The sequence below is a fragment of the Enterobacter cloacae complex sp. IR5428 genome (assembly GCF_049238585.1).
GTDB classification, from domain to species: Bacteria; Pseudomonadota; Gammaproteobacteria; order Enterobacterales; family Enterobacteriaceae; genus Enterobacter; species Enterobacter intestinihominis.
In genome coordinates this window covers 24,995-47,418 of the sequence record NZ_JBMKHV010000019.1, presented here as the reverse complement: position 1 = coordinate 47,418, position 22,424 = coordinate 24,995, and the positions used below count along the sequence as shown (strand labels likewise).

Here is a 22,424-nt window from a genome sequence, read left to right as displayed (position 1 = left end):
GTTACTCCCCCACCGCGGATTCCAGTTTGATGAGAACGCCCGCAGTGGATTTGTTACTGGTGAAGTGTTTCTTCCAGTTGCCCGCGGTACCGATGGCGGTCAGGTCAGGATTATCACCTTTGGCGGTATCCCAGCTGTAGCCCAGCAGTTCAACGTTCACGGTACCTTCAGCGCGATAGCCAATCGCAAGGTTTTCCTGATCGTTGATATCGTAGGAACGGAAGCCTGGTGCCTGAGATTCGGTAACAGTCACTGCGCCGGCCACCAGCCCAAGGATCGCATCAGCGTCCATGGTGTCGGTTACCAGCACAGGTTTACCCAGCGTGCCAGGCTGCCCGCCGTAAACCACCACGCCAGCTTCTTCGTAGATTTTGTTGGCAATCGCCTCATCAACAATGTCGAAGTAGGTCGCAGAGTGCATCACGAACAGAGCCACGCGGTTAAACTTGTCGCCGTATTTACGCAGGCCACGCGTCAGGGTCTTTTTACCGTCGGTCGCAATGTCGGCGGTTACGACCATGTCGGTGTTAGCACCAATCGCCGCAGTCAGTGCTTTCAGACCATATTTCACGTAGCCTTCCAGCGTGGCATCTGCCACATCAACGCCGATCACTTCGGAGAATTCGTCGACAGAGCGGCCGCGGCGTTTGAATGCCTCTTCGGTGGTTTCATACGGGCCATATTTCCACGGTGCTTTGACGGATACGGATTCACCGGCGCCAATCTTCTTGCCGGTCACTTTATCGGTGGAGTTCGTGTCACGCGATTCGATAGAACCGCCCACTTTGTAGAAGGCTCGCTTGCGGAAATCACCTTCAATCAGTTCGTTATCCAGCAAAATCGCACCGTTGGAGGAAGCGTTGAACACTTCCAGGTTGTCCTGGCGACGCTCAAGAAACGCGGTCTGCGCCAGATCGTCATAAATAACCAGGTCGGAATTAACAGTCGTTGCCATGGTTTGAATCCCTTATTTCGGAAGTTTGAGGAAGGCCTGCTGGCCGTGTTTGCGGATGTAGTCCGCTTTGTCGCTGGCGCTCATTTCGGAACGTTTCAGGCTTCCACCACCGTTTGGCTTGTGTACACCCGCGCCCGTGCCTTCTGCGCGCGGGAACAGATGTGGAGCCGTCTCCTTGAGAGACTCCGCCCATTCAAGCGGGCTTAGTGGGGTTTTGCCGTCTTTGCCGAACAGAACATCGCCATTTGCATCAACTGCTACGGCCTCGCCTTCGTCGTTGAGCTGGAATGTGCCTTTGGCACGCAGAATAAGATCGTCAGAAGCTTCAGGCAGCGCGCCCGCTTTGGAGGCTGCTGCACGGATTGCATCCCCGAGAACCCGATCCCGGAATTTGTTGGAGAACGCTTCAGCTTTTTCCGCGCGTTCGTTTGCCGCTTTGATCTGCTTATCAACGTCAGCACGCAGGCGCTCGGTACGCTTATCCAGCACCTCGTCAATTTTTCCGGCGGCGATAAGCTTCGCCTCTTCATCGTCAGAAAAACGCTGGAGAATGCCGCGTACAGCGTCTGGGTCGATACCGTCAAAACGTGACAGGTTTTCTTTTTGCTGCTTGATGGTGCCCAGCAACTCAGAGTTTTTTGATTTCAGGCCTGTAACTTCACTGGTCACACGCTCATCAATCAGCTTCTGGATTTCGGGGGTGATTTCGATACCGCCACCACCACTGCCCTCACCGCCGCTTTCAGGTGCGTAATATTTCAGAAGCATGTTTCGAATTAACATAATTTCCCCTCGGGATTTTGTCGGGCCTCGCCCATAAAAAAGCCCCGGCGGATGCCAGGGCGTGTAGAAAGTGATAGTTGCCAGGTTCAAGGACCTGATAGCTGCTTAAGACGTTCCAGGCTGATCCACTCGCCTTTGTCAGTGAACATATCAGCCAGGTCGATTTCACCCGCGCGGAACAGACGGCCACGCTCGGCACCCAGAACCTGATCCTGCCTTTGAGCTGGCTGACGCGCGAGCCATTCAAGATACGTGGTTTTAGCAGGTACCTGCCCATCCATGCTGGCACGAGTGCCCTCGTCCATCTCATCAATATCAATGCCGAGTTCGCGCCAGGACTTGATAATCAGAGTTTCAGTAGAACGGCAACAGAAATGAATTTTCCCGGGCCCTTGCAGGTAAGGTACTTTGTGCCCGATCGGTTTATTATCCAGGGTGTAGCGCAGCAGGTCGCGAATGATGCAGTCGTGACTGGTTTTATTGTCCAGCGTAGACAGCCACTGCTTACCATTCACGATGTCGCTGTTGGCGCTGGTGAAGCTGTTGCGGGCGGTAGCAGCCAGATGATTCACGGCTGTTTTAGCGATGCTTGCGGCATTTGCCCTGCTCATCTGGAGCGCGCCGTCGCGATAGTCTTTATTGGCATGACCGCGCACGCTTCGGGCGATGGTTTCAACCGTGTCGCCAGCAAGATAGCCACGGCGTACAGCGTTTACGATCCGCGCCAGCCTGTCCGATTCCAGATTCTCCGTCCACTCACTCAGCAGGCGCCCCTGAAATGGCTGAGCCATCGCCGCGGCATAAACCATATCAGCGGTGATTCCCTGTAGCGGGTAGCGTGCCAGCACCTGTGAGGGAAGAAGGGAATCGAACAGGCTCAGCTGATAACTGACCTCATTCCTGGAAAGCGCAAGCAGTTCCCCTTCTAGCCCGGACTGCATCGAAGCGACAGCCTGATGGTTAAGTTCGCGTACGCTGCCGAGCAAGCTTTCCAGACGTGTAACCGTGAAGCTATCAGCCGGGAGCCGATCCAGTGCATCCAGCAGGCGGGCAGACAGTTCTGCGTCTGTCTCGTTGAGCAGCTTCACCATTCGGTTAGCCACGCCCGTCGCATAGCGGCTAATCCAGACGGAATGGGTAATGGCCTCATCCCGCAAACTTTCGTTGACTGTTGCCATATCAGCCCCCGGTCAATGAGGGCGCCTGATTGCGGAGCGCATCAATCACATCATCCGGGCTGTCTGCCGGGTTGATGAGGTCGAGTTTGTGAAGCGCCCGAATCATGTCAGTATCGCGCAGTGCGCCGGACTGCCATGCATTAACAATCGCGGTAACCATCCCGGATTCGGCAACCTTCGCGATAAATTCCTGGTTGATGGTGTAGCTCGTCGATTCGTCCTTAATTCCGAGGTACTTCGCACACCAGCCCAGCGCCAGCGTGTAAGCCTCGGAAACGTTTGAAACGCAGATACCCAGCACTGATGTTGATGCGCTCTGTTCACCGCTTGCCTGCGTTGCAGTCTTCGCCGTGGCGTTCTGCTCAATTAACCTGGCGCCCAACTGCACCATGTAATCGCGTTTGCTGTCCATGGCCTCTTTAGCCAGCATGTTCGGCTGCGCCTGGGCATAGCCAAACGAGCCATCTTTGGGAAGCATTAGCGGTGAACGGGAACCAATTTTTACTCCGGTCTTCTCAAGGTGATCTCGCCAGTTGGTATCAAGCCCAGTCATATACGGCTGCACCTGACCACAGAACCACACGCTGTCCTCATAGTCAGCGCTGTTTCGATAATGGCCATGGTTTATCTCCACCAGCGCGGCCAGCGGTGAATCATCGATAGTGGGATCGTTGTTCTGAGCACCGACAAAGGTGAACGGGATTTCGTCCCAGTAGTCCTTCCCTTTCGGCTTAGGGTGGTATTCACTGTCAACGCTGTAGGTTCCGCTTGCGGTGCCACCTGCCCGGCGCCATACACGGCAGATAAACTTCCCTTCTTCCAGCGCCAGCTCGCGGTACTGAATTTCGTCCTTGTAAGCGTAACCATCCGGCTCTTCTACGCATTCGCGCAGGACCACCAGTACCAGCTGATCGCGTCCGTTAATTCGCTTTGTTCGCCAGTTGATGATGTTCTCTGCCGGATAGCGGAGAATGATCGCTTCGTCTGATGCCTCTGCATAGTCAACGTAAAGCCCATCACGCGCCACCTCCAGCACGTTCTCAACCACCAGCTGCGACTGCTGATAAATGCTGGTACCCGCCCCGTCAGCATTATCCAGCAGGTATTTCAGCTTCTCCGGGCCGTTAAACGTTGGGTCTTTGCGATACGCCATGCCAAGCATGCCGATCTTCGTATTGCCGGCAATGGCGTAAAATACAGCGCGGCGCAGATAGTCCTCGTTGCGCTTACGGTTGCGCGTGGATTTATCGGTTGGATCGAGATAAGGCAAGTACTTATTGCCCGCCGCTTTTACGGCCTCAGCGCCTTTGCAAAAGTCTCTGTATTTCCGCCAGGCAGCAGAAGCCGCCCGGTGTTCTGGTCGAACCCAGGTGATGTCGTCGTTTGCCATATCAGAAAGTGGTGTCCATGGTGATTGAGTATGCCGGTTTCACGATGGGGTAATCCTTCACAATGAAGTACCCACCAGCATCATTGGGGTGATCGTTATCCGCTGATTTATCCGGTTCGCCATTAGCCGCCCAGATTTGCTGCTCGAGGCTCTCGGTGTAGACCGGGCAATTCTGGACGTTGACCAGATAGCGGCGCTCACCGTTGGCGTTGCAGAACATGGCGTTCATTGAGTTAATGCGGTCTTTAACCGGCGGGTTGGCATCATCAACGATGACACTGAAGCCGGCATCGTTAAGCTGGGCAATATCCGTCTTGCTGGCGTTCTGCGATTTGCGGGAGTCGCCTGACGCATCCGGGTAGATGTAAATCTCCCGGCTCTTCACATAACGCCCATCCTCATATCGCCAGAACTCTTCCTGGATACGCTTAATCATCGCCGGCGTGTCGTAGACTTTCACCAGTTCGCGAACCGCGCGCGGTAGCCCGTTACGCTTTACGTGAACAATCGCGGCCATTTTCCCTACGTTGAAGTCCATACCGATAAACAACGGATCCCCATCCTGAATCTCGTCAGAACAGTTGTTCAGTTTACGGTTAAAGGTGTGGTAAATGGTCCCACTGTTGAGGTTGGTGAACTTCCCGCGCAGGTATGCCTGAATCAGTTCATCAGGATAAGAACTCAGCAGCGAGGAAATGTAATCCGGGGGCAGGTTCTTCGCGTTGTCGAACGTGCTGGCCTGAATCAGCCCATACAGAGCAGAAAGCTCAGGCTTTTCGCGGACCGCCTTCACGAACTGCTGGTAGACGAACTTGAAGCCCTCCGGCGTAGTCGTTACATCGATGCCGTTACGCAACCCGTCGACTTTGTAACGCATACGGGCGATGATTTTTCGCCAGGCCTGCTGCGCTTTGGCAGCCGCCATGACGTCCAGTTCATCCACCATCGCATTACCGATTTTGAAACCAACTATCGAGCCTGGCTTCTCCATTGAGCGGCAGATTGTGGTTCCGCGGTATCGTCGCCCCTCGTAGAAGTGAACCTCTTTGTTCCCCTCATTGATTATGACGCTCAGCCCCCAGTCAAAGGCCACTTCCTCAATCGTCGGGTAGAAGATGTCACGGATCTGCGGGTACGTCGGCGCGAAATAACCCTGGTTGATTTTAGGGTGCTCCCACATCCCCTTACAGATGCCGCCACAACCCACCCACGTCTTACCGGAACCGAACCCGGCAACGTAGGCTTTGAATTTGTGCTGCATCGCGAGGAAACGCGCCTGAGGAATGTTAAGTGTCGGGCTGATCCCCATCTTACGCCCTCGCGTCCACTACGTTGATATTGATCTGAACTGGGGTCGGTTCGTCACCATCACCATCACCGGCCAGCTCTTTGCGGAGTTTCTCAACCTCCAGCTGCCGGCGGTCGATTTCGATCTGCTGGAGACGCTGAGCGAACTCGCTATCCGCCAGGCCAAGCCGTTTCATTACGGCTTCGAACATACGCTCACGGCTGATAGCGGTTATCTCGACGCCGTTCTTTCCGACCTTTACGCCGGAGTAAGCGAGTCGCGAGACTGGCGAGAGTTTACGCGTATCAGCGAAGTAAGGCTGGCCGATACCATCGCCGTTACAGCGTGGGCAGGCAGGGTTAGGCTCACGATTATGGTCATAGCCATAGCCACCAACATCAGCGGGCTCGCGACTTTTCCGCTCAAGCGCTTCGAGTCGTTTCTCTTCGAACTCCACCATATCGCGCCACTGGTACTGGTGACCGAATCCCCAGCAGTAACGACACGCGCCGCGGCGATACTGCGATAGCTGGTTTGCATCGAAGGTGGCAAGCTGCCACATCTGCGCGAGGACTTCATCGGCACCGCCAAGCGTGCGCGCAATGGAGGCTTTCTGCTGTTGTGCAATAGCCTGGGCAACTGAAGTTTTCTGAAGGAGTTGATAACCAATTTGTTCAGCGGATTTTTTGCTGTAACCCGCCCTGATAGCTGCTTGTGTGGCGTTACCATCCTTTAGGTATTCCGCAACAAATAAGCGTTGCTGAGCAGTAAGTCCATCATCATCCATCAGCTCATTTGCGCTTTGTTCTTTCTGCGCAATGCGCACTTTTTTCTGCGCAGATTTTTGCGCAGTTTGCGCAGAAGTTTTTTTGATATATCGACGGGCGGTAGCGTAGTTCAGTCCCTGCGCTTCACACCATTCCTTTGGTGATACGCCGGTTGCGGCATGTTCGGACAGGAACCGTTGCTGAAGCTCTCCCCAGTCCGGTTTTGCCATTATTCACTCCAATAAAAAAAGCCACCAGCGAGTGCCAGTGGCTTGAATGTGGTAATCAGAAATGGGTTCGAACCGTTGGGACAAACAATATTAAGCGCTCACCCGCTGGATTAAAGTAGCATCACGCTTCGTCTGGCCGATATGAACTCCTGTATCACTCTACTGACGTATAGAACCAAGCATGCCCCATCCTACTGCTACGCGCCAGTCTCGCTGCTTTCAACCAATCAGAGCATCATAAGCCTCGATAATTTCTTTCCTGCTCACGTATCTGTCGGCTGCCACCAATATGGCTCCACTTTCGCCTTTCAGAAAAGTTGAAAAAAAAATCACCACATCCAAACACCTCACCTCATCATTAGCATACAGATAAAGAATCTTGCTCCGATAACTTCGAATTTTCAGCAACTTAGCAGGCTCATCATCAGCAAAAATCAATAGCTGTGCCATAAAATCTCCTTCTACACATAATTCCTTACAAGAGAAGATTGTTAGTCCCATGAACACTCAATCACATTGACGAATCTTTTGCCTGTGATTTACGTTACCTTTAATATCCCAAAAGTCTTTTTTAACTCATACACCTGAATTCAATTCTGAAAGAAGTGAAAATGGCAGCAAACAAATCACCAGGAGTTTAAGTTTATTTAATTAGTTATAGTGCAGAATGCTTAACCCTGTATATAGAGTTCGCTTCTTCGCACTTTTCTTTCAAGTATATGAACCGGGTGGATACTTCACTGTTTGAGCAGTTCGTCACAATGCAGTAACCCTCTACCCACGCCTTTTCATCCTTTTCGGCAAACAAACTTTCGAAAATGGCAACCCAAGTGCTGTTAGGCATGCGTTCCAGTTCAAAATACTTCATTGTCCCTCCCTCACGAAGGGTTCTGTACTCATCCAATCCTAAGATTTTCATACTGCATCTCACGGTCTTTTTAATGTTATGATTTCTAGCATCATATCCAGGCTTTTCCTACCCCAAAATCCATGGGACTCTGCATTTTATCATCATTAGCAACCAGCAGATGAGCTTTGTAATAGATGAAGAATGCGCATAAGAAAGCCATAGCTATTCATGTGACATGCCTGTCCTCAGTATTGGATTTAGGTTACCTTCTGGATAAAAACTTACCCATCAACATTAAAAATACAACGATTCCAACAGGCACTCCAACAATAGGTGTAGCGAACGCGCTTACTCCCACGGCGGCAACCATACCTCCCAAAGTACTAAACATGATGGGTATGATTAACATAATGATAGCCTGGGGTATTCCTGCCTTCCAGAGGAGTAACACCATAATGACAACAAAGAACACCATGAGAAAAGGCATTGTTTGCCCCCTTAATTAAACACACTCTCTATATAACGACCATTTGGAAAATTTATTTAGTTATCTTTCAATTAAGGCCTACTTGCAGTTCGCCTGCCACGCTTTGTTATGCGCCAGGATGTCGCGCTTCGTCTGCCTGTCCAGTACATCCCAGTCGTGCGCTGTGCAGTAGATGGGTTTAACCCAGTCGCAAGACGTATCGGCTACCTCAACCCTTACGGGTCCAGTTGTCCCGCAGCTCGCGATCAACATCGTCGTCAGACATATGGTTAACAGTCTGCTGTACATTGCTGGCCTCTTTCGTTGCTTCTACCCGGCGTTCGGCTGCTGCGACCGTTGCCGCTGCGTTATCTTTGGTGCGCTGCTGGTCGGCTTTCGCTTCAGCTTTGCTGGTGCCGCGAATATGGCCCAGGCCAAAAGCGCCTGCAATGGCGGAAATCACCAGTGCGGCCAGCCCGATTATCGTTTCGATACCCACTCTCACCTCACACCAAAACTGATTTCGCCAGATTAAACAGCGCACGGCGTTTATCCAGCCCGTTGCGGCCGCCATTGATTAACAGTGTCACGCGCTCAATGTCGCCGGAATGAAGAAGGCAACCGCGGGAGGCATAGAACCATGCGGCAGAGCGCGCGGCGTATTCATCCTTTTCAAGCAGCTCCGGATGAGTAACAAGGTCCAGTTTCAACGCCTGGCCACAACTGCGATAGTTGCTCAGGCCGGTAATCTGTTTCAGCCCACGACCGCGATATTTCCAGCCATCACCAGCGACCTGATTGCCAAGGTGTTCTTTTCCCCACTCACCACCGTATACCAGATTGGCGATCGCTTTCTGGTTTGCCGGTTGCGTTGCCGTTCTGCCAAGTGCGGCGGATTGCTGTTGAGTGATGCGGTGGCTGCCGAACGTCGGTACCAGGTTTTCAACCGCGTAATTCAGGTTCTCCACCAGTCGGGTAAATCTGGTGCTTTCATGCCCCATCTGGGCAATAAACATGGCCTGATCAAGCGGTGCGGTGATGCCGTATTCCTTCATGGCGGCGTCGATATGCGGAAACCAGCGCGCAGCTAATCCGGCGCTGATACCAGCCGCCTTCTGAAATTGTGATTGGTTCATTAGTGCCTCAGATGATCAACCAGACGTGCAACGTTGCCTTTGACGGCCACCAGCACGGAAAGGAATATGATATTGGCCGCAATGGTGGCCCATGATGAATGCGGGTAGATCCCACACAGGTACGCCAGCGGTACAGCGCTGTAAGTGACGGTAATCAGCCAGGCTAAACGCGAAATCCATGGCCGATGCCGCGAATCACCACGGCGGTAAAACATCAGAGTAATTACAACTCCGGCGCAGAGCAGCGCGTTGATAGTTGCTGTTGGGTCATTTAGTACCACCTGAACCTCCCCGGCGCGTTATCAGCGCCACCAGCGAGCCGATGTCCTGCTTGTTCAGGAACGTAAGGATTTGAACGGCTAACGCAGAAGCTATTACGGCACCAATAGCATCCAGAGGCTTCTCGGTGTACCCCGTCCAGGATGTGAGTTTTGCCCCCAACAACCCCGAACAAAGAATGCCGACGATATACGACACGAAGAAGTATGCCAGGCGACGTAACACACTCAGGTCAGCCGCTGTCGCTATGTAGAATACTGCGCCTGCAAATGCTCCAAAAACAACACCGTAATCAGTTCCGGTCAATAGACCGTAAACACTGGCTCCAGTCAAAGCTAAACCGGCCAGCCCTGTGCCGGAAAATGGATCGGACATAGGTCTCCCCTCATATAGCTGTGTATCCTCTCAGTAATGAGGGGAATAAAAAAAGCCCGCACGGGAGCGGGCAACGAATGCAGATATTTATTTTTTTCAATTTCAGAACGAAGATTATCGGCAGTATTGGGAAAGACTTTAGACAATAAAAACCCGGCGCGGTGGCCGGGCAGAAAGTTTATAATTCTGGCTTGATACGGCCAAAAACTTTTTCAATGCCGGCCTCATACTCCTCTTTGTTGTCGCTCATTGCTGCAACGCCAAGAAGTTTGCCGATGTGTTGTCGTAAGGCCTTGACGCCAATTTCAGAAAGGAAGAGGTGTAACTTATCTGATTGCTTTCCATTCTCATCCCTACTGGCGCGAATTTGCTCTAATATCTTCCCCTTACTCTTAGCCAGTGGGACGTAAATTTGCATATTAGTCAACTGTCCAAAGCGGATCGGCCTGCCTTTTTCCGGACGATTAAGTCCATATAACCGATACCATTCCTCATACAACTCGTCGGGAAACTCTTTCTCATATTGGCGGGCTTCCTCTCGTACAAATGCCTTAAAAGCATCGATTACCTCTTGAACTTCAGGTCGATAACCGGCCAATGCATAGGCTACGCCTTTTATACCTGATTTAGCGGAAGCATTTATTAGTTTTTGAGCTGTATCGGCAGCAGGGATTCTAGACGGTGGCAGAGCATCGGCACTTTTTGCATCTATCAGCGCCTTTCCGATATCAACGATCACATCAATATCAAACCCATGAGCGTTATTGATGTTTTTGGACTGCCCACTATATTGAAAATTAATAGGATTTTCAATTTTCGCTTTTAAACTTGGACCACCAAACTCCTTCATGTAACCAGCGCTTAGTAGTTTATCGACATCCCTTGCGAAGTTGCCGATACCTAAAAGTCGAGCAAGTCCAGCCTTAGTAACTACTGCGGTTTTCGATTCATCACTTAAGACATAACACTCAGCATCTATTCCAAATTCATCTTTGAAATTACCCATATGGGTGGCTTTGTGAATTTTATCCCTCCACCTTGCAGCAGCAGCCTTTTTGGCAATGTCAGAACGCTGCTCTTTAGTAAGAGACTTCGCCCTGGCAACCCCGCCCTTAGCTTTACCCTTTGGATCTTTCTTGTCGCCTGACATATGCAAGCACCTTTCTGTAAAACATGCTTGCATAGTCAAGAGCATATAAAAGGCCGACGGATGGTAGCCTTCAGTAAACGAATGTTGTAGTGCTTAATGGTCCACCATCGAGGATTCGAACCTTGAACCACAGAGGTAGAAGCTCCGTGCACTGACCAGTGGAAAAAAAAGACCAGCATTGGGTTGCTGGTCATGGGTCATGCAGTTGTCTCTGCGAAGCGGGTGTCTCCCCACCCAGTATTTTCAGTATCGAGAGCATTATCGAATGCCACTTTAACTATAGCATCGCGGTAAAAAATCGCTTTGCCATATTCCTATAGCTCACACTCGGAAGGTTCTGTGACCCATCGTGTAACTCATGACGCGGATATGGCAAAGGCACGCCGGATCACGACCAGAAATTTTAATTAAATAGCTTGCGAATGGTGCCGATAACCTGATCACCAAATGATGATGTGTCATCTTTAAGCGTACCAGTCAAAAATGGATAACGAGGAAAACCATTAATGCATAAAAAATTGAAGTTAGCAGGAGCATTTTTATTAGCTATTTCTTCTCTTCCTGCATACACAGCTGACAAAATTGACGGCTGGATCTTTCTGACAAATACAAACAATTTCAACTTCTATGGTAAGGAACGTTCATTGACTGAAAACAAAGGTATTCGGTCAATAATCATACAAGAAGTTCCAATTTCCAAGAACTCCAGTGCGAAAATTCTCTACTCTCATTTCACCATTCCTTCTAAAGCATGCAAAAATGAGTTTGGTGAAATAACAATGTATGAAATGAGCGGAAAAGTTGCTGGAAAATATGATTATGTTAAAGGTGGCTCAAGTGCAGCCGCTTACATAGCTGATCTTGTCTGTGGAAATTAATGAATTAGCTACAAAAACCCGCACTAAAGCGGGTTTAATTTCATTTGGTCGCAATAATCAACTGTGGAAATCATACAGGACATTTTTATGCAAAGTCAACCCTAACATGCAAAAATGCGTCGTCATTTGCTTCGATCATATTATTAAGTTGTTGCCTTCTCGAATTCGACAGCCGCTTGACATTCCCACTTGCGCAGCGTGTCCACAAGCATTTCAAAGAGTGGTTTCCAGTTACGCGACCATGATGACTGATGAAGGTCAGGGAGTCGCTTCAGAATGACGCGATATACCGTCGCCGAGGAGATAGCAGAGAAGCCAATACCAGAGCAACGTTCACACGTTTTGAAAACTGGTACGCCACGTTCCTTCGTTGCTTTACGGTCCACCACTTCACCTATGCCGCCGCAACGACAACGGGCGCTTATCGTTCCCTTGCCTTCGCAAACATCACAGACCGCCGGTACAACCTCTGTTACCTCTGTCCACAGCTCCCAGTCAGACGGACGAACGGCACGGGAGCGGCTGGCCCAGTATGGCGCTTTACCCCAAGGGTACGAAACCTTGCGGGTGACCTGCTCTTTAGTGGTCCGGCCGGTACCACAACAGCTGTGACACATCACGCTGGTAGCCGCCGAACAGGAATACTCCGCGAAAGCAAACTGCGCCAGCGTCAACATGCAGGCTCCGAGCTTATCGCCAGCGGCTTTGCGGACATTTTTAGGGGCGTTTTTAATGGCAAACTGCGCCAGCGCCTGAACTGCGAGTTGTTCATCTGTTTTGCTAATGCCGGCTTTGCCGAAGAAAGCAGCCAGGCCGAAGCGCGCACGGCTGCTGGTGGTGCCAATGGCCGCCATAACATCAGTGCCGGTGAGACGATCCGGAGAGGTTCCCTTTACATCTTCGCTGATATGCATTCCCTGAGGACTAAAATGTTTAAGTGCTGCTTCCAGTTTCATGTGCCCCTCTGCTTTGATTCAATTCTGATGTAATTACGGAAGATGCGGTAATCCACCAGCACCGATCCCCGGTAGCGGTAAATGCGAAGGCGCTGCCAGCGCGCGCGTAGTACCTCAAGCGTTTCTGGCTTCATGTGGCCTCCCCGATGATAATTTGCCCGGTTTCTCCCCAGATTTTGGTAACCCGCCCGTCCCAGACATGGCTATCCTCGTCAAACACTGCATCCAGCAAAGCTTTTTCCAAGTTGTCTTTGTCCGGCTTTTGTTGATGAGGCTGGCCGACATATTGCTCCCGCTTTGCCTTGCTCCAGCTCTTTGGCATGGGGATAACGAAAGTGACGTGATATCCGGCTTCAGGCAATTTAATGCCCAGCAGCCGGACCTGCTCTTTGTATGCCCAGTAAGCAGCCGTTGCCGGGCGTTTATGCCATCGGTCTCGCTGGGTCATTCGTGGTTTGCCAATCGGCGTAATTTCGTAAATTTTCATGCGGGCACCACCAGCCCGCGGCGGGCAACTTCAATCACTGTCAGAACAATCGCGCGGTCCATAAGCTGCCGGCGCTCTTCCCTGTTCAGCTTATTTCCGTTATCAATGCTGTCATGACAGCAAACGCAGAGCGCAGCTGTCGCACAGTCATCGGTTTTTAATCCCATGCCTTTCCCTTCGTTCCGGTGTGCCACCTGCGTTCCCCATGCTCCACAAAGAACACAACGCTCGATCTGCCCAACGGCGGCAAGCCATTTTTTGCTGCGATAAATAGCCATGCTCACCCCCATATCCGGTTTTGCCACCGGCGATTTATACGCGGTGGTTTATTGCCTTCAGGCAGCCGGGCGCTGACGGTCCAGGTGATGTAATCGGAGTTCAGGCTGCGCTCTACCTTTACGCCGCGGCGCCGGTATTCCGCCATGAGTTCTTCGGCTTGCTGGGTTGTGCAATCGGTATGATGAAACCAGGTATGCTTCATCCCCATCACCCCGCGAAGCTCATGAGCTGCGCAGCGGCGTTCTCCGCCTCGCCCTGGTCTCTGAACGCTTTTGACAATATCCAACGCCAGAGGACATCGAGCGCGGCCTTGTACAGCTGCTGGAACTCAATTTCGTCCATGTTGGCGAATGAAATACTGCGTGGGTGCTTCTGAAGTGTGCCATCCGGAAGTTTGATAGCGTCGTAATGCCCGGCCTGAATAGTCACCCAGGCGCGGTATGCATCGAAAGATTTACAGAGGCTGATCCCGTTTGTTACGCGGCGGCTCGCAACCTGCACAAGATAGTGCTCAGCGGCATCGAGCAGTGCGCTTTCGTTTCCGCCATAGGAAGCCAGGAATTTAGCGTAGCCGGTAACCAGCTTGCGCTCGTTGGAGGAGATTGCGCCGCCGGTAGGCTCCCAGTATTCGAAGCCCAGATTCAGCAGAGCGAAGAAGCGGCGATGAAACGCAGGATTGCGTACCTGTTTGAAGTCGGCCACCAGCACGGCGCCGAGCTTGATTTTTGATTGCAGCAAATCGCTGGTCTCTGGCGTAGCCGGGATCAGGATCCCTGAGGACTGCTTAATGAGTTGTAACTGCGCCATGGTGTTCACTCCGTGGCGCATCGCGGTCAGGTTGCTGGTTGTTCAGGCCAGCTCAAGAATTATGATTGCGTACGTAGTGACAAGTCAATTTTTAGAAGCCATTTCCCTTACAATTTCCATAATGGTTTCTTTGGACCAGTAACGATCATCCCTACTTAGTTTTCTGTGAGTTATGGAGCTATCTTTGGTGGAAATTATATAGCGCTCTTCCGCCCCCAACTTGAAGGACAGCAACTCCCTTCCTTTCCCATCGGTTATGGTCACTCGCAGATCTGACTGAACTACACCCTCCACGGAATCCCCCTGAGCGACATACAGACGCGATTAGAAATTGTCGGCAGCAGCATCAAAGGGATTCGCAAATTGCGGTATTCTGAAAATGCGCGCTACCCCTGAGTACACCCTTAATAGAACCAGTCGTCTGCACTTTCCCAGGTTTCCTGAAGGATACCTTCAACCGTCTTCTTCGCTTCCTTTGCCCCACCATAAACGCTTAACCCATCCGAACCAGCACGACGAACAACCAGACTGCAATCCTCGAACTGATTCCGGAGCCGTTTTAGCAGTTCTTTTTCCAGCGCTGGCATTGCTCCATCAGGAAGTTTCTTTGTGCGATCAATGGTTAACTCAACTTTCATGGTGGCCTCCTTTGCACATACTGTGTTTTTATACAGTAACCCGCAAACTCAGAATGATCAACCTGTTAAGAGCACAAAATGTTAAAAACATAAACTTTTAGACATAAAAAAACCTGCCGAATAAGGCAGGTTATTTGTTGCTTTTACATACGTTGCTTAATAGCACTGGAATATGGTGTTGAACTTTGACTCTGTATTATAGGTTCCGTAAAACCCAGCCATCTTTCCTATTCCCTTGCTATACATCATGCTCCCTGAATAGCCAATAATCATATTTTCTTTCGCAATATTCAGTATAGGACTATGGAAAACCTCACCGTTTCCAAAATTTTCAAACATAATATCGAAACGATTACCGTAATCAATAATCACAGTCCCTGATGGAGACTGGCTATCAAGTTTTGCTTCTTTATAATTCGTGATGCTGCATTTTTTTGTGGCAGCACCAGCCGGATTGTTGAGATTGGTAGCAACTGGAGATTCTACATATCTTGTTTGTTCTTTAATCACGCAACCTGATAACACTGGAAGCACCATGCCCAGAAGAAGGAATTTTTTCACGATTAGTCCTTTGATATATTTCTGACAAGATTATTCCTCAGCAGAGTGTCGAGAAAAAGCTGAAGCCTAATAATTAGGATTTTCCTCAGATAGGATAGCAATATTAACCACAATACGATATCGCTTGTCATCAGGCCGCCAACTCTCTTGGCACACAAAGATCAGGAAGATTCGCCCTCACCAGCGCCTCAGCGAATGGCGGAGGCACAGCATTGCCGCAACGGATTAATGAGAAAGAAAAAACCCGCCGAAGCGGGTTTGCTTTGCGTCACTAATGAAACTTCTCTTACAGCGAATCACGAGCGAAGCATTCTCGCGCACGTTGCGTTGCTAAGGCTACGGGGTTGAATGGCTCTCCGTGCCCATTTAAGTTGGTAAGCGGTGTTTTGTTGAACGGTTTTTGAGACGAAGATAGAATCAAACAAAACATTAAAAATGGAATATTAATTATGGATAAGAAAACCGCATCGCTGGGCTTTTCTGCTCTGTTTGTTGCGAGTGTCGCTTTTGCTGAAACTACAAGTAACTGGGTTGAGGTTACCACAGCTGATGATGGCGTTTTTTCAGCAAAAGCAGGGACATACAGGAATGTTAAAGGTGATTCATCTGCCTTGTTCATGTATCAAACAAAAAATAAAAAAGTAGAGTATTACAAAGTTAGTATTAAAGATGCCGACTGCGATAGTGGATATGGAGAGATAAAACTCTTCTATATGGATGGGAAGTTAGCTTTCAAAGGTGATTATGTTGCCGAAGGGAACAGCGTCGGCGCTGGTATTGGTGATTTTATGTGTGCCGTTAGAGGTGCTGCTAACTCACAAAAACGTTAAAGGAGGGGGCTATTGTTAAAACAATAGCTCATAATCCATATCAGAAAAATACTGATTCCGCCATTTCTGGATAAAACCCTTTACGCTCCGGCCATAGAGAATTACTTCTGTGCTCTGCTGGGGATTTAGCCATCATTCAACCTGCTGTTGCGGCGGCAACTCATCACTATTACTTACAGGTTGGCTACCCTGAAGATTGGCGGCGCGGCAGGCATTCCAGCCGCAACGAAAAGTGACATCAAAGTTGTCCTCTTCCATGAACCTACACTTGTACTCTTCGCGTGTCAGCTCACCAGGAACAGATACCTGCGCTGGCGGGGCGGAGTAAATACTCGTCCTCAATGCCCTCAACGGGTTTTGAGAAGCCGATAAAATTACCGTTATGCCAAGGTTAAGGGCCGTATGGCTCAACGGTCACACGACGCCAGCAAAGAATGGCAGTCCCCGCTTCGAGCGATTCCAGCGCTAACTTCATCACAGCAAGCGCCCGCATCTTCGTTTACGATGCCAGGCGTTGCATCGCGCTCTTCTTCAAGCTCCGAAATGGTCTTCAGGAGCTATTCTTTTAGGGTATTGCTCATGATGCTGCTCCTTTGCGAAGTTGGGCGGCGAACTCGCGGGCATCATCACCGCTGATATCTGCATGCATCTCTTTGGCGAACATCTCCACTGCTTGCGCCCGAACTTCAGCTAGGAAAGTATCGGTGGCCGGGGTTTCTCTACGTTGCATTACGACATTTATCGCCTGCTGTAAGCCCACATCAGGCCTCATGGAGCCGTGCGTGTTGAATGCGTCCAAAGCCAACAGCATTGTTTCGCTGTCAGTTGCCGGGACTTTTTTCAGCCCCGCATTCTCCGCAGCCAGCGCAGCGAGCTTGGCTTCTGACTCGGCAAGTTTCTTACGCAAACCAAGTTCACAGCTATGCGCACCGCTGCGCCCCCTCTCAAAAGAAAATCCGCAGTCACAATAAAAAACGTTGTCTTTCTCGGTAATCATGCCGCCGCCTTGTTGTGTGAAAAACGTTTCAGGTCAAAGTCGATTGTTGCCCGCAGGTCACGGAAGATACCGCAGCGCCCGTGGCGAACTAGACCACCCTGCTCCACCGCTACGCGGAGATATTTATCCGCTGTGGTCCGGTGAAGGCCGAACATCGCAACGACGTCATTCGTGGTGATGCGCCCCTGCTCCTTCACCAGTTCGATAATTCGGTTGATGATCAGGGCGCGTTCTCTGTCGGTTTTCTTTCTGGCCATCGGTTATTCCCTCCCTGTCAGCTGCTGCACGAGATTTCTGTGGCGACCAATAACACGAACCGCGTCACGCAGTTTGGTCAGTTGCTCCAGCTTGTTTCTGGTGCGGCGGATTTCGCGAGAAATGTCCCGCACCGCTGGTACCGCTTCGACTGCGTCGCACCCTTCGGTGAACGAGGGGATTTCACTCACGATCTGTTCGACTGGTTTTGCTTCTTCCGGCGCGGCAGGTGCCTCCGGTACCGGTTCTTGCTTAAGGGGTTCTGTAACAACCGCAAGGGACCAGGTAACGCCTTTGCCCTTCCCGTTCTTCACCACAACGCCCTGGCGCTCCAGCGCGCGAAGAACAGAGACCATTCCGCGGGCATTGCGATTGACGGCCGCAGCCAGCGAAACTGTCGTCATTGCCCCTTGCTCACGCAGCTGCTGTCGGACGACATCAGGATCAACGGGTTCCGGCTCCTCACCTTTCAGACGCGGCGCCGGATGAACAGGTGCCTTTGGCGTTGACTGCTGAGACTGACCTTTCACGGTACCGAGGAACCAGCCGCCGTCTCCAAAATCGCATAACCCCTGATCACGCTGCTCACGTAACATGGTGAGCGCATCGACCGGGTCGATATCAAGACGTGCAGCAACTTCGCGGTATGTCGCCCGGCCCATTTTTTCCAGTGCTTGAATTACGGTTTCCATGGTTTTTCCTCTGAAATTATTTAACAGGACGCAGATGCGACACGTTTTTTCGATAACTTTCCCAGTCGAAATTCACCCAGATACCGCCATCCATCTGAAGACGATCCATAACGCGAGCGCCCAGGGTGTTCACCAGTTCGCCGTGGTTCAGATTGGTCAGGATGCCGACCGGACGCATCGAGGAAAGTCGACGGTCAATAACTTGATTGATGATGACCTTCTCGCCACTGGAGCCGCGCTGAATACCGACCTCATCCAGCACCAGGAGATCAACGTTACACAGGTCGTTTAGCAGGGACGATTCGGACTGCCCGTCGTCGTAGCACTCGCGAACACGGAGCATCAGGTCGGGGATGGTCACTACCAGAACCGAGTGGCCTGCACCCAGCAGGTGATTGCCAATTGCCGCGGCAAGGTGGTTCTTACCGGTTCCTGGCGCTCCACTGAATACAAAGCTTGCGAAGCTGCCGCCGCCGAAGTTCTGCGCGTAGCTTTTTGCCATGCTGTATGCCTGGCGCTGCTCCGGCCCTTTCACCTCGTAATTGGCGAACGAGCAACTGCGATGCAGTGCCTGGATGCCGGCACGACCAAAAATCTTTTCTGAGCGGGCGCGCTGGTTCATCTTGTCGATTTCTCCGGACCGCTTACGACCTTCGGTTTCCTGCCACGCCTGCCACTCTTCAACGCTGGTGAATTTTGGCTGAACGCTGGCCGGGATAATTTTCTTCAGGCGCTCAAGTGCGCTTCCAGTACCAATCATATTTTTCATCGCTACCCCCTGAACCCTGGTGGGATGGATTTATCTGGACGAGAAATGGCATTCAGATCGCGCATACCTGATGGCGCCGTCACTTCCCAGGCTTCCTCATAGTGTTTCGAAGGGCCATAAAACGTTGCCGCCTGCTTCACGTACTCCGTATTCAGCTTCCCTGTAGCCCTCACGAACTCAGCGTAACGCCGGGTGCCGTCAAGCAACTCCTGAACTGTGGCACCTGTTTTAACCCTGGCCTTCCAGGCTTTGCAGGCGTCAGCCTTGCTGTTGCCGCCTGAACGCTTTGGATAAATCGCCCATGCCTGTTCGAAGTCGTCAGGGTAGGGATTTTTTTTCTGAGAGGTCACACCATCGGAGGAGTCATCACTACCTGGGGGTGTGGCGGAGCCATGCCCCAAAATGTTTTCTTCTTCCTGTTCCTGTTCCTGTTCCTGTTCCTGTTCCTGTTCCTGTTCCTGTTCCTGGTTAAGGAACGGTTCCAAAACCCTTTCAGAACCCTTTAGTTTTGCGCCTCCGAAATGAGCTATCGCATCATTCATAATCCGCGCCAGCTCTGGCTTGACGGACGACTTATCCGGCACCTGTGAAAATAAGCGCATGGCCGCTATACCCTGATTGGGATTCTCAACAGGGTTCCAGCTCATGAAGTTCCTGATCAGAACCCATTTCGTGGTAATATCACGCGTTGCGAAACCGTTCTTGGATAGTTCATCAAACCCTTTCGAAACCCTTTCGGAACTCCAGTTAAGGTCTTCTGAAACGTATCCATCAGGCAGACGGAAACACCCAATCATGTTCGTGTGTTGTCCCGTGAGCAGGTACAGCGCAAGCAGACGAGCATCATCAGAAACTCGCCGCATTCCATCGCTTATCCAAAAAGATGTATGCACCTTGCCGTAATCACGCATAAAAACCTCTGAATGCTTAAAGTGCTGTCGGTTCGTCAGTTTTTGCTGAGTGCTTAAAGATCACCTCGACGCACAAAAAAACGCAGTCCTGACAGATGCATCCACCAGGCCCAGCAATAAGTGAGCCATTGAACTCGGTGCTTTTAACTCCGCAGAATGAGCACATGTAAAAATCTCGTATTTCTTTTTTACTAGCTGTTTTTTCTGTCATAATCCCCTCGTAATTTCGCCTTGAATTACATCGAAGGTCGGTTCCGTTGGCGCGGCCCGGCCTTCACCTCTTTCAGAACAGCCCCTGCTGCTTACCGCGCTTGATGCGCTTCGACTCAAACCGGTCTGCCGGCACAGTCTGTTTTTCAGCCCATAACTTCGCGTGACGCAAAACATCATCGAAAATCCTCCCCTTACGACTTGCCTGAGACATTCGCTTGTACATATCGACGGCCTGGAATGCCCCCCCCTGCGCGACAGCTGCGGTGAAGCCCTGCCGGATAAGTTCTTCGCGAACGTGCTTTTCAATAAATTCGACATGATTCACTGCACACCTCACATGAAGCCCGGGCCCATGACTGCGAGACCACTCAGAACCTGAACAACAGCCTCGCCAGGCAGAAGCGCCAGCAGGTGTTCAATGCCCTCCCTCACCTCTTTCACCAGCTGGTGCTGCGGCGCCCTCAGAATCACCGCGCGTTTCGCTTCCCCGATCTCCTTCTCCATCGCTGCATAACGCGTCATAAAGCAGTCCTGAGGTACCAGGCGGCCACGGAACTCAAGCGGTAGAACGGCGATGATCGCGGGCGACAGCTGGCTGATGTTTTTGCGCGCATACTCCGTATCACCATCGAGCCAGCGGAAGAGTTTCTGACGCTTACGGCTCAGGTCTTCGGGAAATTCCAGCCCGGCGCCGCCCTGTCGTTCCCACTCCTCAACGATGATCCCGGCAACGACATCCTGGTTATCCAGTGACGCGGCCCAGGCACGAACGGCATCGCGGATCTGTTCGTGCTTATCTGCCGCGCCTGGCTGATTGCGATTTATCATCGCAACCGGAGTTAATCCGGTATTTTGTTGATATGAAATGGCGTGCATGTTCAGGACTCCTGTTTTGGCAGCCCGTCTGTGGGATTTGGATATGCTTCGGGATCAATTTCATGAGGGGTAACCACCCAGCCCAGGAGCTGGCATAACGGGATGATGCGTTTCTGTGGAATTCCATTTTTATAAATCCACTTCCCGACAGCCTGACCGCTGATACCAAAATGCTTACCAATAGAGGCCCGGGAAGCTGCGTTACTAATTTTTTGCTGAGTTTCTTTTTTCATGTGCTCTCCTTTTGTAGATGGATCGAAGCATACATGACGAAAGTTTATGTTTCAACAAACGAAAGATATTGTTTTAGTGCTGAGCGAAACCTTAGGTTGTAAAATGTGCGTATGAATGAGATTAACTACCCAGTGTTTGCCAAGCGAATTCAACAGGTCATGACAGAAAACGGCTGGAACAAATCCGATCTTGCCAAGAAAGTCATGCTCTCTCACACGGCTGTGCAAAATTGGGCCAAAGGGAAAAACGTTGCGAGTGGTGAAAGACTAAAACGGTTAGCCGCTGCCACGGGTAAACCCGAGCACTGGTTCTTTCTCCCCATAGAAGAAATTGACTCCTCCGAACGCTCTCAGAGGGAGCTGGACGAAACTGAATTAGTGATGCTTTCTCTCTTCAATCAGCTTCCCGAAGCTGAGAAGCTACGTCTTATCCTTCATACGAAAGGCGTCTTGAATGATTTAGAGCTGCTCAAGAACGACGTCTACGACCTGATAAACAACAACCACAAATAAATCTTTCATCACGATAAATCGAATGGCACCTGAACGGTGCCTTTTTTTTGCCTCGATACGAAATTTATACTTTCACATCACTTTACAAGCGAAACTTAATGTTGCATCATTGAATTCATCGACAACAAGCGCACCGTTGTCAGGTTAAGAAATGTTCCGCCAGCCTGGCGACAAGGGCAAACAAGAGGGAATCATCATGGTTCATCAGCACTATGGCACCCAGACGGTCAACCGCGGCGCAGTTATGCCAGGCATGCTCGTCAAACACAAAGATTCAACCTGGACCGCGTCTGCTAATGCACGAGGCCGTCTGTATCTTCACCGTGGCGTCGAACGCACCTACACCAAAGATTTGCTGGTTGAGGTCTATTTAAACGGCGTTGGAAATGGCCTTAGCCATTAACGGAGGGCGTTATGCAGGAAAAGAAATGCGCGTACTGCCGCAAGCCGATCGAGCAAGGGAAGGAAGTTAAAAACAAACTGCTCTTCATCCACGGCTCGCAGTTGAAACGCGAACAACGTGATTACTGTTCTGTGCGTTGCGCTTCGTTCGACCAGATGGCTCACGAAGCATAACGTAAAAACCCGCCGAAGCGGGCCTATACGTCCGGTGACACCGACCAAAGTTACACCGGAATTTATACCAAACCAAAAACACCCCCAATGGGCGCTATTTCTGGCC

At 50.9% G+C, this 22,424-nt stretch carries 35 protein-coding genes; 5 read left to right on the top strand and 30 right to left on the bottom strand.

Translation table 11 applies throughout. The features are described 5' to 3' along the window. Window position 1: 1 nt before the first annotated feature. From ACOTXC_RS20600 to ACOTXC_RS20545, 12 genes are all read right to left on the bottom strand, one after another. On the bottom strand, window positions 2-955 hold the full coding sequence (locus ACOTXC_RS20600; protein WP_045911869.1) for a major capsid protein: 954 nt from the start codon (window positions 953-955) through the stop codon (window positions 2-4). A gap of 12 nt (window positions 956-967) precedes the next feature. Beyond that, a complete protein-coding gene (locus tag ACOTXC_RS20595) occupies window positions 968-1,738 on the bottom strand; it encodes a hypothetical protein (RefSeq protein ID WP_045911870.1) in 771 nt (256 codons plus the stop codon). A gap of 86 nt (window positions 1,739-1,824) precedes the next feature. Continuing rightward, window positions 1,825-2,916 (bottom strand): phage Mu F like family protein, encoded by a 1,092-nt coding sequence (locus ACOTXC_RS20590; protein ID WP_045331452.1) that lies wholly within the window; start codon window positions 2,914-2,916, stop codon window positions 1,825-1,827. Between the two features lies 1 nt (window position 2,917). Then, entirely contained in the window at window positions 2,918-4,306 is a 1,389-nt protein-coding gene (locus ACOTXC_RS20585) for a DUF4055 domain-containing protein (RefSeq protein ID WP_421767941.1), read from the bottom strand. 1 nt (window position 4,307) lies between these two features. After that, window positions 4,308-5,615: a terminase large subunit domain-containing protein gene (locus ACOTXC_RS20580; protein ID WP_045349479.1), complete on the bottom strand. Its 1,308-nt coding sequence runs from the start codon at window positions 5,613-5,615 to the stop codon at window positions 4,308-4,310. A gap of 1 nt (window position 5,616) precedes the next feature. After that, window positions 5,617-6,591 carry a terminase small subunit gene (locus tag ACOTXC_RS20575; RefSeq protein ID WP_045911872.1) on the bottom strand — a complete coding sequence of 325 codons (975 nt, stop codon included), beginning with the start codon at window positions 6,589-6,591 and terminating at the stop codon, window positions 5,617-5,619. A gap of 219 nt (window positions 6,592-6,810) precedes the next feature. Next, window positions 6,811-7,041, bottom strand: a complete 231-nt coding sequence (locus tag ACOTXC_RS20570; RefSeq protein ID WP_003859853.1) for a hypothetical protein — start codon at window positions 7,039-7,041, stop codon at window positions 6,811-6,813. Between the two features lie 1,095 nt (window positions 7,042-8,136). Then, entirely contained in the window at window positions 8,137-8,406 is a 270-nt protein-coding gene (locus tag ACOTXC_RS20565; RefSeq protein ID WP_023314673.1) for a hypothetical protein, read from the bottom strand. Between the two features lie 7 nt (window positions 8,407-8,413). Beyond that, on the bottom strand, window positions 8,414-9,043 hold the full coding sequence (locus tag ACOTXC_RS20560; protein WP_023304238.1) for a glycoside hydrolase family 19 protein: 630 nt from the start codon (window positions 9,041-9,043) through the stop codon (window positions 8,414-8,416). After that, entirely contained in the window at window positions 9,043-9,324 is a 282-nt protein-coding gene (locus tag ACOTXC_RS20555) for a phage holin family protein (protein ID WP_022651286.1), read from the bottom strand. Before ACOTXC_RS20555 ends, ACOTXC_RS20560 begins: the two co-directional genes overlap by 1 nt. After that, window positions 9,311-9,697, bottom strand: a complete 387-nt coding sequence (locus ACOTXC_RS20550; RefSeq protein ID WP_006811578.1) for a phage holin family protein — start codon at window positions 9,695-9,697, stop codon at window positions 9,311-9,313. Before ACOTXC_RS20550 ends, ACOTXC_RS20555 begins: the two co-directional genes overlap by 14 nt. A 178-nt stretch (window positions 9,698-9,875) precedes the next feature. Beyond that, the gene (locus ACOTXC_RS20545) at window positions 9,876-10,847 is read right to left on the bottom strand and encodes a P63C domain-containing protein (protein ID WP_006811579.1); all 972 of its coding nucleotides are present in this window, start codon (window positions 10,845-10,847) and stop codon (window positions 9,876-9,878) included. 506 nt (window positions 10,848-11,353) lie between these two features. Here ACOTXC_RS20545 and ACOTXC_RS20540 point away from each other — a divergent pair. Next, the gene (locus ACOTXC_RS20540; protein ID WP_006811580.1) at window positions 11,354-11,725 is read left to right on the top strand and encodes a hypothetical protein; all 372 of its coding nucleotides are present in this window, start codon (window positions 11,354-11,356) and stop codon (window positions 11,723-11,725) included. Between the two features lie 143 nt (window positions 11,726-11,868). Here the strand turns inward: ACOTXC_RS20540 and ACOTXC_RS20535 are convergent, their stop codons facing one another. From ACOTXC_RS20535 to ACOTXC_RS20500, 8 genes are all read right to left on the bottom strand, one after another. Further along, a complete protein-coding gene (locus tag ACOTXC_RS20535; protein ID WP_006811581.1) occupies window positions 11,869-12,681 on the bottom strand; it encodes an antitermination protein in 813 nt (270 codons plus the stop codon). Beyond that, on the bottom strand, window positions 12,678-12,815 hold the full coding sequence (locus ACOTXC_RS20530) for a YlcG family protein (RefSeq protein WP_006811582.1): 138 nt from the start codon (window positions 12,813-12,815) through the stop codon (window positions 12,678-12,680). Before ACOTXC_RS20530 ends, ACOTXC_RS20535 begins: the two co-directional genes overlap by 4 nt. Next, window positions 12,812-13,168, bottom strand: coding sequence for a RusA family crossover junction endodeoxyribonuclease (locus tag ACOTXC_RS20525; protein WP_006811583.1), 357 nt, complete (start codon window positions 13,166-13,168; stop codon window positions 12,812-12,814). Before ACOTXC_RS20525 ends, ACOTXC_RS20530 begins: the two co-directional genes overlap by 4 nt. Further along, a complete protein-coding gene (locus ACOTXC_RS20520; protein WP_022651648.1) occupies window positions 13,165-13,446 on the bottom strand; it encodes a DUF1364 family protein in 282 nt (93 codons plus the stop codon). The genes ACOTXC_RS20525 and ACOTXC_RS20520 overlap by 4 nt, the downstream gene beginning before the upstream one ends. 2 nt (window positions 13,447-13,448) lie before the next feature. Next, window positions 13,449-13,655 (bottom strand): hypothetical protein, encoded by a 207-nt coding sequence (locus ACOTXC_RS20515; protein WP_023314674.1) that lies wholly within the window; start codon window positions 13,653-13,655, stop codon window positions 13,449-13,451. Next, window positions 13,655-14,254: a DUF1367 family protein gene (locus ACOTXC_RS20510; protein ID WP_023314675.1), complete on the bottom strand. Its 600-nt coding sequence runs from the start codon at window positions 14,252-14,254 to the stop codon at window positions 13,655-13,657. Before ACOTXC_RS20510 ends, ACOTXC_RS20515 begins: the two co-directional genes overlap by 1 nt. 404 nt (window positions 14,255-14,658) lie before the next feature. Beyond that, window positions 14,659-14,892 (bottom strand): DinI family protein, encoded by a 234-nt coding sequence (locus ACOTXC_RS20505; RefSeq protein ID WP_006811588.1) that lies wholly within the window; start codon window positions 14,890-14,892, stop codon window positions 14,659-14,661. A gap of 156 nt (window positions 14,893-15,048) precedes the next feature. After that, window positions 15,049-15,453, bottom strand: coding sequence for a hypothetical protein (locus tag ACOTXC_RS20500; protein ID WP_006811589.1), 405 nt, complete (start codon window positions 15,451-15,453; stop codon window positions 15,049-15,051). A gap of 449 nt (window positions 15,454-15,902) precedes the next feature. Between ACOTXC_RS20500 and ACOTXC_RS20495 the strand changes: the two genes are divergently transcribed. Next, complete coding sequence (locus ACOTXC_RS20495) at window positions 15,903-16,283, top strand: hypothetical protein (protein ID WP_006811590.1); 381 nt, start codon at window positions 15,903-15,905, stop codon at window positions 16,281-16,283. Between the two features lie 132 nt (window positions 16,284-16,415). On the opposite strand, the gene ACOTXC_RS20490 is transcribed toward ACOTXC_RS20495, so the two are convergent. The 10 genes from ACOTXC_RS20490 to ACOTXC_RS20445 form a co-directional block, all read right to left on the bottom strand. Continuing rightward, the gene (locus tag ACOTXC_RS20490) at window positions 16,416-16,541 is read right to left on the bottom strand and encodes a hypothetical protein (protein WP_006811591.1); all 126 of its coding nucleotides are present in this window, start codon (window positions 16,539-16,541) and stop codon (window positions 16,416-16,418) included. 319 nt (window positions 16,542-16,860) lie between these two features. Further along, window positions 16,861-17,280, bottom strand: a complete 420-nt coding sequence (locus ACOTXC_RS20485) for a hypothetical protein (RefSeq protein ID WP_023304246.1) — start codon at window positions 17,278-17,280, stop codon at window positions 16,861-16,863. Continuing rightward, window positions 17,277-17,537, bottom strand: coding sequence for a DUF977 family protein (locus tag ACOTXC_RS20480; protein ID WP_006811594.1), 261 nt, complete (start codon window positions 17,535-17,537; stop codon window positions 17,277-17,279). The genes ACOTXC_RS20485 and ACOTXC_RS20480 overlap by 4 nt, the downstream gene beginning before the upstream one ends. A gap of 3 nt (window positions 17,538-17,540) precedes the next feature. Further along, window positions 17,541-18,227 carry a DUF1627 domain-containing protein gene (locus tag ACOTXC_RS20475; RefSeq protein ID WP_006811595.1) on the bottom strand — a complete coding sequence of 229 codons (687 nt, stop codon included), beginning with the start codon at window positions 18,225-18,227 and terminating at the stop codon, window positions 17,541-17,543. Between the two features lie 16 nt (window positions 18,228-18,243). Next, window positions 18,244-18,996, bottom strand: a complete 753-nt coding sequence (locus ACOTXC_RS20470) for an ATP-binding protein (RefSeq protein WP_006811596.1) — start codon at window positions 18,994-18,996, stop codon at window positions 18,244-18,246. A gap of 2 nt (window positions 18,997-18,998) precedes the next feature. Further along, window positions 18,999-19,907: a hypothetical protein gene (locus tag ACOTXC_RS20465; RefSeq protein WP_080469333.1), complete on the bottom strand. Its 909-nt coding sequence runs from the start codon at window positions 19,905-19,907 to the stop codon at window positions 18,999-19,001. Window positions 19,908-19,923: 16 nt separating this feature from the next. Beyond that, complete coding sequence (locus ACOTXC_RS20460; RefSeq protein WP_223832652.1) at window positions 19,924-20,073, bottom strand: ClpX C4-type zinc finger protein; 150 nt, start codon at window positions 20,071-20,073, stop codon at window positions 19,924-19,926. 117 nt (window positions 20,074-20,190) lie between these two features. Next, window positions 20,191-20,445 (bottom strand): hypothetical protein, encoded by a 255-nt coding sequence (locus ACOTXC_RS20455; protein ID WP_032659815.1) that lies wholly within the window; start codon window positions 20,443-20,445, stop codon window positions 20,191-20,193. 8 nt (window positions 20,446-20,453) lie between these two features. After that, a complete protein-coding gene (locus tag ACOTXC_RS20450; protein ID WP_421767940.1) occupies window positions 20,454-20,996 on the bottom strand; it encodes a toxin YdaT domain-containing protein in 543 nt (180 codons plus the stop codon). A gap of 2 nt (window positions 20,997-20,998) precedes the next feature. Beyond that, window positions 20,999-21,229, bottom strand: a complete 231-nt coding sequence (locus tag ACOTXC_RS20445) for a hypothetical protein (protein WP_421767939.1) — start codon at window positions 21,227-21,229, stop codon at window positions 20,999-21,001. A 111-nt stretch (window positions 21,230-21,340) separates the two neighbouring features. On the opposite strand from ACOTXC_RS20445, the gene ACOTXC_RS20440 reads away from it, so the two are divergent. From ACOTXC_RS20440 to ACOTXC_RS20430, 3 genes are all read left to right on the top strand, one after another. Further along, window positions 21,341-21,742, top strand: a complete 402-nt coding sequence (locus tag ACOTXC_RS20440) for a helix-turn-helix domain-containing protein (protein WP_006811601.1) — start codon at window positions 21,341-21,343, stop codon at window positions 21,740-21,742. Window positions 21,743-21,938: 196 nt separating this feature from the next. After that, window positions 21,939-22,145, top strand: coding sequence for a phage encoded cell division inhibitor protein (locus ACOTXC_RS20435; RefSeq protein ID WP_032674134.1), 207 nt, complete (start codon window positions 21,939-21,941; stop codon window positions 22,143-22,145). 11 nt (window positions 22,146-22,156) lie between these two features. Next, window positions 22,157-22,318, top strand: coding sequence for a YdaE family protein (locus ACOTXC_RS20430; RefSeq protein ID WP_006811603.1), 162 nt, complete (start codon window positions 22,157-22,159; stop codon window positions 22,316-22,318). The last annotated feature ends 106 nt before the right edge of the window (window positions 22,319-22,424 follow it).